Here is a 6460-nt window from a genome sequence, read left to right as displayed (position 1 = left end):
ACGTTTGTGCTTGATCACACAAAAGATTACGAAACATGTTCTTCGGTTTTTGCTTCCTTGGTGCTGCTCTCAGCTATCAGCACTCTCTGTGCAAGTTAGCAAGCCTACTCTGCTTCTCTTTTACTTTTAAATTGTATTTATTATAGTCGAACCCAGGACATTTTGCAAGTGGTTTAAGGCAAATTTGTGATTTTCCTCTGACAAAGAAGCCACAGCCGGCTCTATCACTTGGATCTGATAACCTAGATTATAGGCATCGATCGCCGTATGCAGGACGCAAATATCCGTCAAGACTCCAGTCAAAATGACCGTATCCACCTTTCTTTCTCGCAATCGAATATCTAAATCCGTGCCAGAAAAAGCAGAATAATGACGCTTATCCATCCAAAAGACCCGAGAGTCTGCTTGATGCTTCTCATAAAAATCAGCCAAAGGCCCGTAAAGATTGCGCCCGCTCGTTCCCTTGATATTGTGGGGCGGAAAAAGCTTGCTTTCTGGGTGAAAGGCGTCATTTTCATCATGGGCATCAATAGTAAAGAAGATATAGTCGCCTCGATCAAATGCCGCCTCGGTCACTTGAGCAATAGCTTCAGAAATCGCCTGAGCCGGCGCTCCTGCTGTTAACTTACCCTCATCTGCAACAAAATCAACTGTATAATCAATGGAAATCAGTGCTTTAGCCATTAGTAGTCCCTCTTTTTAATTTCCTCAAAAACATCTGGAATCAGGACTTTCAGATAAGTCCCTTTCATTCCCAGCGAGCGGCTTTCAATAATTCCCGCACTTTCCAGCTTACGCAAAGCATTGACAATAACTGAGCGGGTAATCCCGATGCGGTCGGCAATGACAGAAGCCGTCAGTTGCCCTTCATTGCCATTGAGCTCTCCCAGAATAGCTGAAACAGCTCTTAGCTCTGAGTAAGACAGAGTATTGACCGCCATAGTCACAGCTGTCCGGCGGCGGATGTTCTTCTCATCTTCTTCCCGCTGGAAGTTAAGCAGCTGAATACCGACCACTGTGCTGGCAATCTCGACCAAAATCAAATCGTCATCCAAAAATTCTTTATCATTGCGCCAGATAATCAGCGAGCCCAAGCGAATTCCTGAAACATGAATCGGTGCGATAGTAGTCAAACCATCTGGAAATTCATCCTTGGTTTCCACTGGAAAAATGGTCAAATCGTGAGTTACAGGCAGATTAGCCTCCGTCTCATACACCATGTTTGCTTCTTGGACATATTCTTTGGGGAATGTCTTGTCTTGGAAAAAGGCTTCTACACGATCATTATTTGTCTTGTAGCGCATGAAATAACCCAAAAGACGGCCCTTGCTGTTGATGATGCAGGCATTGCAATGAATAATATCAGCAAGCTGGCGAGTGATCGCATTGTAAGGAAGTTCCTCCTGAAGTTGCTCTTCTGAACGTTTCAAGATAGAAGTAATCTTCCTTGTTTTTTCTAATAGTTTTGCCATACATTTACCTCGTATTTAGTCTCCTTGATTGTATCATAATCGACCGAAATTTTCAATAATTATCTGAAAATTGTGTATTGAAAAAAAATTCGCTACAATTCTGAAAGATTCAGAATTTAATGATAGCGAAAAAAATCACTTCATCAAAAAAACCATTTAAAACAATTCTAAGATGAATTTGTTTTAAACGGTTTATGACTTGTATTTTATGCTTATCTGCGGTATTGATGCAGGAAGCGCGTCATTTTTTCTTGGATTTGAGCTAGCTCATCCACCCGTGGCAGATAGACAATCCGGAAATGATCTGGTTCTTGCCAGTTAAAGCCTCGGCCATGGACAAGGAGGACTTTTTCCTGCTTGAGAAAATCCAAGACAAACTGCTCATCATCATCGATGCGGTACATGTTCCGATCGATTTTCGGGAAGATGTAAAGGCCAGCTTTAGGCTTCACAGCTGACAGACCCGGAATCTCCTGAATAGCTTGATAGATGAAATTCCTTTGCTCATAAATCCGACCACCCGGCAGAAGTAATTCGTCCACCGACTGGTGACCTCCAAGCGATGTTTGCACAACCTGCTGGGCCAAGACGTTGGAGCACAAGCGCATATTGGAGAGCATATTTAGTCCTTCGATATAACCCTTAACATGATTCTTAGGACCAGATAGCACCATCCAACCGACACGGAAACCAGCGATTCGGTGGGACTTGGAAAGACCATTCATGCTGACACAGAAGAGGTCAGGAGCCAGACTAGCAACTGGCGTATGGACATGCCCATCCATGACCATGCGGTCATAGATTTCGTCCGCGAAGATAATGAGATTATTTTGGCGCGCAATTTCCACAATCTCTAACAAAAGGTCGTCAGGATAAAGTGCTCCTGTTGGGTTGTTAGGGTTAATGATAATGATAGCCTTGGTATTAGAGGTAATTTTTGACTTGATGTCGTCAATATCTGGATACCATTCTGCCTGCTCATCACAGACATAGTGAACAGCATTCCCACCAGCTAGACTGACTGCCGCCGTCCAGAGCGGGTAATCTGGCATCGGCACCAGCACCTCGTCCCCGTCATCAAGTAAGCCCTGCATGGACATGACAATTAGCTCGCTGACTCCATTTCCCAGATAAATGTCATCGATATCAACATTAGGGAAATTTCTGAGCTGGCAATACTGCATAATGGCCTTACGGGCTGAGAAAATCCCCTTAGAATCAGAGTAACCCTCACTATCACGCGCATTCATAATCAAATCATGAATGACCTCGTCTGGAGCGGTAAAGCCAAATTCAGCTGGATTTCCCGTGTTCAGGCGGAGAATTTTTTCTCCGTTGGTCCGCATCCGCATCGCTTCATCCAACACCGGTCCACGAATATCATAGGCTACATGCTCCAGTTTGCTGGACTTATTAAATTCTTTCATCCTATTTTCCTCAATTCATCTGAATGATTTTATTATACCACCAGAAAAAAAGATTGACAATCAGGAAGAATTTGGGAAAGCTCGTTTGAATTAAAATATATCTTATAACTTAGGAAAATACACGTATCCATCACAATAATTTCACTTGATTTCTGAATTTCATTTGCAGCTTTACTTTTTTTCTGAAAAGGTTTACAATATAGGTAAAGACATAAGAACTCGAATCTAAGATTCGACAAAAGATGGAGGTAGCTTTATGACTCAACAAAAATATGAAAATATCATGGTCGCTGTTGACGGCTCTCGCGAAGCAGAACTCGCTTTTGAGAAAGGTGTCAATGTGGCGCTGAGAAATGCTTCTCGCCTGACGATTGCTCATGTAATTGATACACGGGCTCTTCAAAGCGTTTCAACCTTCGATGCTGAGGTCTACGAAGACCTCCAAGAAGAAGCACAAAAGTTGATGACAGAGTACAAGGAAAAGGCGCAAAAAGCAGGGATTAAATACGTTGATATCGTCATTGAATTGGGCAATCCCAAAACCCTCCTTGCGACTGACATCCCTGACGAACACAAGGTCGACTTGATTATGGTCGGGGCTACTGGTCTCAACGCCTTTGAACGCCTCCTAGTCGGATCATCATCCGAATATATCCTCCGCCACGCGAAAGTGGACTTACTAGTCGTTCGTGACAAAGAAAAAACATTCTAAACCCACCAGGTAAGCAGTTTTAATGCCCTGCTTCACCCATAAATGCAAGTTAAAATCCCTCATTAGGCTAGCCTCGTGAGGGATTTGTGTTTTAAAACGATAACAATATTATTTCAGCTTGCCTTTCAAGTACTGGCCGGTATAGCTGGCTGAATTAGCAGCGACTTCTTCCGGTGTCCCCGTGGCAATGATGGTTCCACCACCGACACCGCCTTCTGGTCCTAGGTCGATGATATGATCAGCTGTCTTGATAACGTCCAAATTGTGCTCAATGACGAGGACTGTATTGCCATCGTCCACGAAGCGAGCTAAAACCTTGAGCAAACGCGCAATGTCCTCTGTATGAAGCCCTGTCGTCGGCTCATCCAAGATATAGAAGGACTTACCAGTCGAGCGCTTGTGAAGCTCGCTAGCCAGCTTCATCCGCTGGGCTTCACCACCTGACAAGGTCGTGGCTGGCTGCCCTAGAGTCACATAGCCTAGTCCCACATCCTTGATGGTCTGGAGTTTGCGGGCAATCTTGGGAATATGCTGGAAGAATTCCACTGCATCATTGACCGTCATGTCCAGAACCTGAGCGATATTCTTTTCCTTGTAGTGGACTTCCAAAGTCTCGCTATTATAGCGGGTGCCGTGACAGACCTCGCAGGCCACATAGACGTCAGGCAGGAAGTGCATCTCAATCTTGATAATCCCATCACCCGAGCAAGCCTCACAACGGCCACCCTTGACGTTAAAGCTGAAACGGCCCTTCTTGTAGCCGCGAATCTTGGCTTCATTGGTCTTGGCAAACAGATCGCGAATGTCGTCAAAAACTCCAGTATAGGTGGCCGGATTAGAGCGCGGTGTCCGACCAATCGGACTTTGGTCAATATCAATTAACCTGTCCACATGCTCAATGCCGCTGATTTTCTTGAACTTACCTGGTTTAGTAGAATTGCGGTTGAGTTTCTGAGCAATGGCCTTTTTAAGGATAGAATTGACCAGCGTTGACTTACCAGACCCAGAAACTCCTGTCACAGCGATGAATTTACCCAAGGGGAATCTAGCCGTGATATTCTGCAAGTTATTTTCCTGAGCACCAGTCACTTCGATAAAGCGGCCATTGCCTACTCGGCGTTCCAATGGTACTGGGATTTCGCGCTTACCTGACAGGTATTGGCCTGTGATAGATTTCTTGCTCCTAGCTACTTGCTCAGGAGTGCCAGCTGCGACGATTTCTCCACCAAAAACACCGGCTCCTGGTCCCACATCAATCAGCCAGTCAGCCTCCCGCATGGTGTCCTCATCGTGCTCAACCACGATGAGGGTATTGCCCAAGTCACGCATCTTCTTGAGGCTGGCAATTAGGCGGTCATTGTCACGCTGGTGCAAGCCAATAGAAGGCTCGTCTAGAATATAGAGGACACCACTCAAGTTCGAGCCGATCTGGGTCGCCAAGCGAATCCGCTGGCTCTCACCCCCTGATAAAGTCCCAGCCGAGCGAGACAAGGTTAGATAATTGAGACCAACGTTATTGAGGAAGGTCAGGCGGTCATGAATTTCCTTGAGAATCGGCCGCGCGATTGTAGCTTCATTGTCAGTCAAGCTAAGCTTGTCCAACTGAAGCAAATGATCTGCAACGGACAAGTCTGAAATCTCACCGATATGCAGGCCATCTTCGCCGCCAACCTTGACCGACAAGGCCTGAGGACTGAGTCGATATCCGTGGCAAGCCACGCAAGTCAGCTCATTCATATAAGCCCGCATCTGCGTCCGAGTAAAATCACTATTGGTCTCATGGTAGCGACGATTGATATTAGTGACAACTCCCTCAAAAGGAATGTCAATATCGCGCACGCCACCAAATTCATTTTCATAGTGGAAATGGAACTCCCGCCCATCTGAGCCAAAGAAAATCAGCTGCTTTTCTTCCTCAGTCAGATCCTCAAAAGGCTTGTCCATATCAATGCCAAAGGCTGCCATCGCCTGCTCCAGCATCTGCGGATAATAGTTGGAGGAGATGGGATTCCAAGGCGCTAGCGCTCCTTCGCGCAAGGTCTTGCCAGCTTCTGGCACAACCACATCTAGATCCACCTCCAGCTTAACCCCCAGACCATCACAGTCCGGACAGGAGCCAAAAGGCGCATTGAAAGAAAAGAGTCGCGGCTCTAGCTCTGGCACCGTAAAGCCACAAACTGGACAGGCATAGTGTTCAGAAAAGAGCAGCTCTTGACCATCCATAGTGTCAATCACTACATAGCCCTCAGCAATCCGCAGAGCTGCTTCGACCGAGTCAAAAAGACGGCTGCGCACCCCTTCCTTGATAACAATTCTGTCCACCACGACCTCAATATCATGCTGCTTACTCTTGGATAGCTCTGGCACTTCCGTTACATCGTAGACATCCCCATCCACGCGCACTCGGACATAACCATCTTTCTGAATCTTGTCAAAAACGGTCTTATGCTGGCCCTTTTTCTTGCGAATGACTGGCGCTAAAATCTGCAGCCGCTGACGCTCTGGCAATTCCAAGACCTTGTCGACAATCTGCTCAACAGACGAAGCCTTGATAGCCCCGTGGCCATTGACACAGTAGGGCGTTCCGACACGAGCATAGAGCAGGCGCAAGTAGTCATTGATTTCGGTAGCTGTTCCCACTGTTGAGCGGGGATTTTTACTGGTTGTCTTCTGATCGATGGAAATAGCCGGGCTGAGACCATCGATTGAATCCACATCCGGCTTTTCCATATTGCCCAAAAACTGCCGAGCATAGGCCGACAAACTCTCCACATAGCGGCGCTGACCCTCAGCGTAGAGGGTGTCAAAAGCCAGACTGGACTTGCCCGAACCAGACAGACCGGTCACCA

5 protein-coding genes are annotated in these 6460 nt (G+C 46.4%); 1 reads left to right on the top strand and 4 read right to left on the bottom strand.

Features of this window, described 5'->3' with window-relative positions; all coding sequences use genetic code 11:
- Window positions 1–126: 126 nt before the first annotated feature.
- From Q0191_RS00415 to Q0191_RS00405, 3 genes are all read right to left on the bottom strand, one after another.
- Window positions 127–684 (bottom strand): cysteine hydrolase family protein, encoded by a 558-nt coding sequence (locus tag Q0191_RS00415; protein WP_297662800.1) that lies wholly within the window; start codon window positions 682–684, stop codon window positions 127–129.
- A complete protein-coding gene (codY, locus tag Q0191_RS00410; protein ID WP_005591692.1) occupies window positions 684–1472 on the bottom strand; it encodes a GTP-sensing pleiotropic transcriptional regulator CodY in 789 nt (262 codons plus the stop codon). Before codY ends, Q0191_RS00415 begins: the two co-directional genes overlap by 1 nt.
- 212 nt (window positions 1473–1684) lie before the next feature.
- Complete coding sequence (locus Q0191_RS00405; RefSeq protein ID WP_297662794.1) at window positions 1685–2899, bottom strand: pyridoxal phosphate-dependent aminotransferase; 1215 nt, start codon at window positions 2897–2899, stop codon at window positions 1685–1687.
- A 256-nt stretch (window positions 2900–3155) separates the two neighbouring features.
- On the opposite strand from Q0191_RS00405, the gene Q0191_RS00400 reads away from it, so the two are divergent.
- Window positions 3156–3611, top strand: coding sequence for a universal stress protein (locus tag Q0191_RS00400; RefSeq protein WP_015605782.1), 456 nt, complete (start codon window positions 3156–3158; stop codon window positions 3609–3611).
- A 108-nt stretch (window positions 3612–3719) separates the two neighbouring features.
- Here the strand turns inward: Q0191_RS00400 and uvrA are convergent.
- Window positions 3720–6460: excinuclease ABC subunit UvrA (gene uvrA, locus Q0191_RS00395; protein WP_297662789.1), on the bottom strand; the 2741-nt coding region annotated here is incomplete at its 5' end.

The organism is uncultured Streptococcus sp., from assembly GCF_938036805.1.
Lineage (GTDB): Bacteria > Bacillota > Bacilli > Lactobacillales > Streptococcaceae > Streptococcus.
Note: the sequence above shows the minus strand (reverse complement) of the source record. Positions and strands in the feature narration are given on the sequence as shown.

Bases quoted from the DNA above. Each gene is read 5' to 3' on its own strand.
- Q0191_RS00415 (WP_297662800.1), bottom strand. From the start codon at position 684: ATGGCTAAAGCACTGATTTCCATTGATTATACAGTTGATTTTGTTGCA.
- Q0191_RS00400 (WP_015605782.1), top strand. From the start codon at position 3,156: ATGACTCAACAAAAATATGAAAATATCATGGTCGCTGTTGACGGCTCT.
- Q0191_RS00405 (WP_297662794.1), bottom strand. From the start codon at position 2,899: ATGAAAGAATTTAATAAGTCCAGCAAACTGGAGCATGTAGCCTATGAT.
- codY (WP_005591692.1), bottom strand. From the start codon at position 1,472: ATGGCAAAACTATTAGAAAAAACAAGGAAGATTACTTCTATCTTGAAA.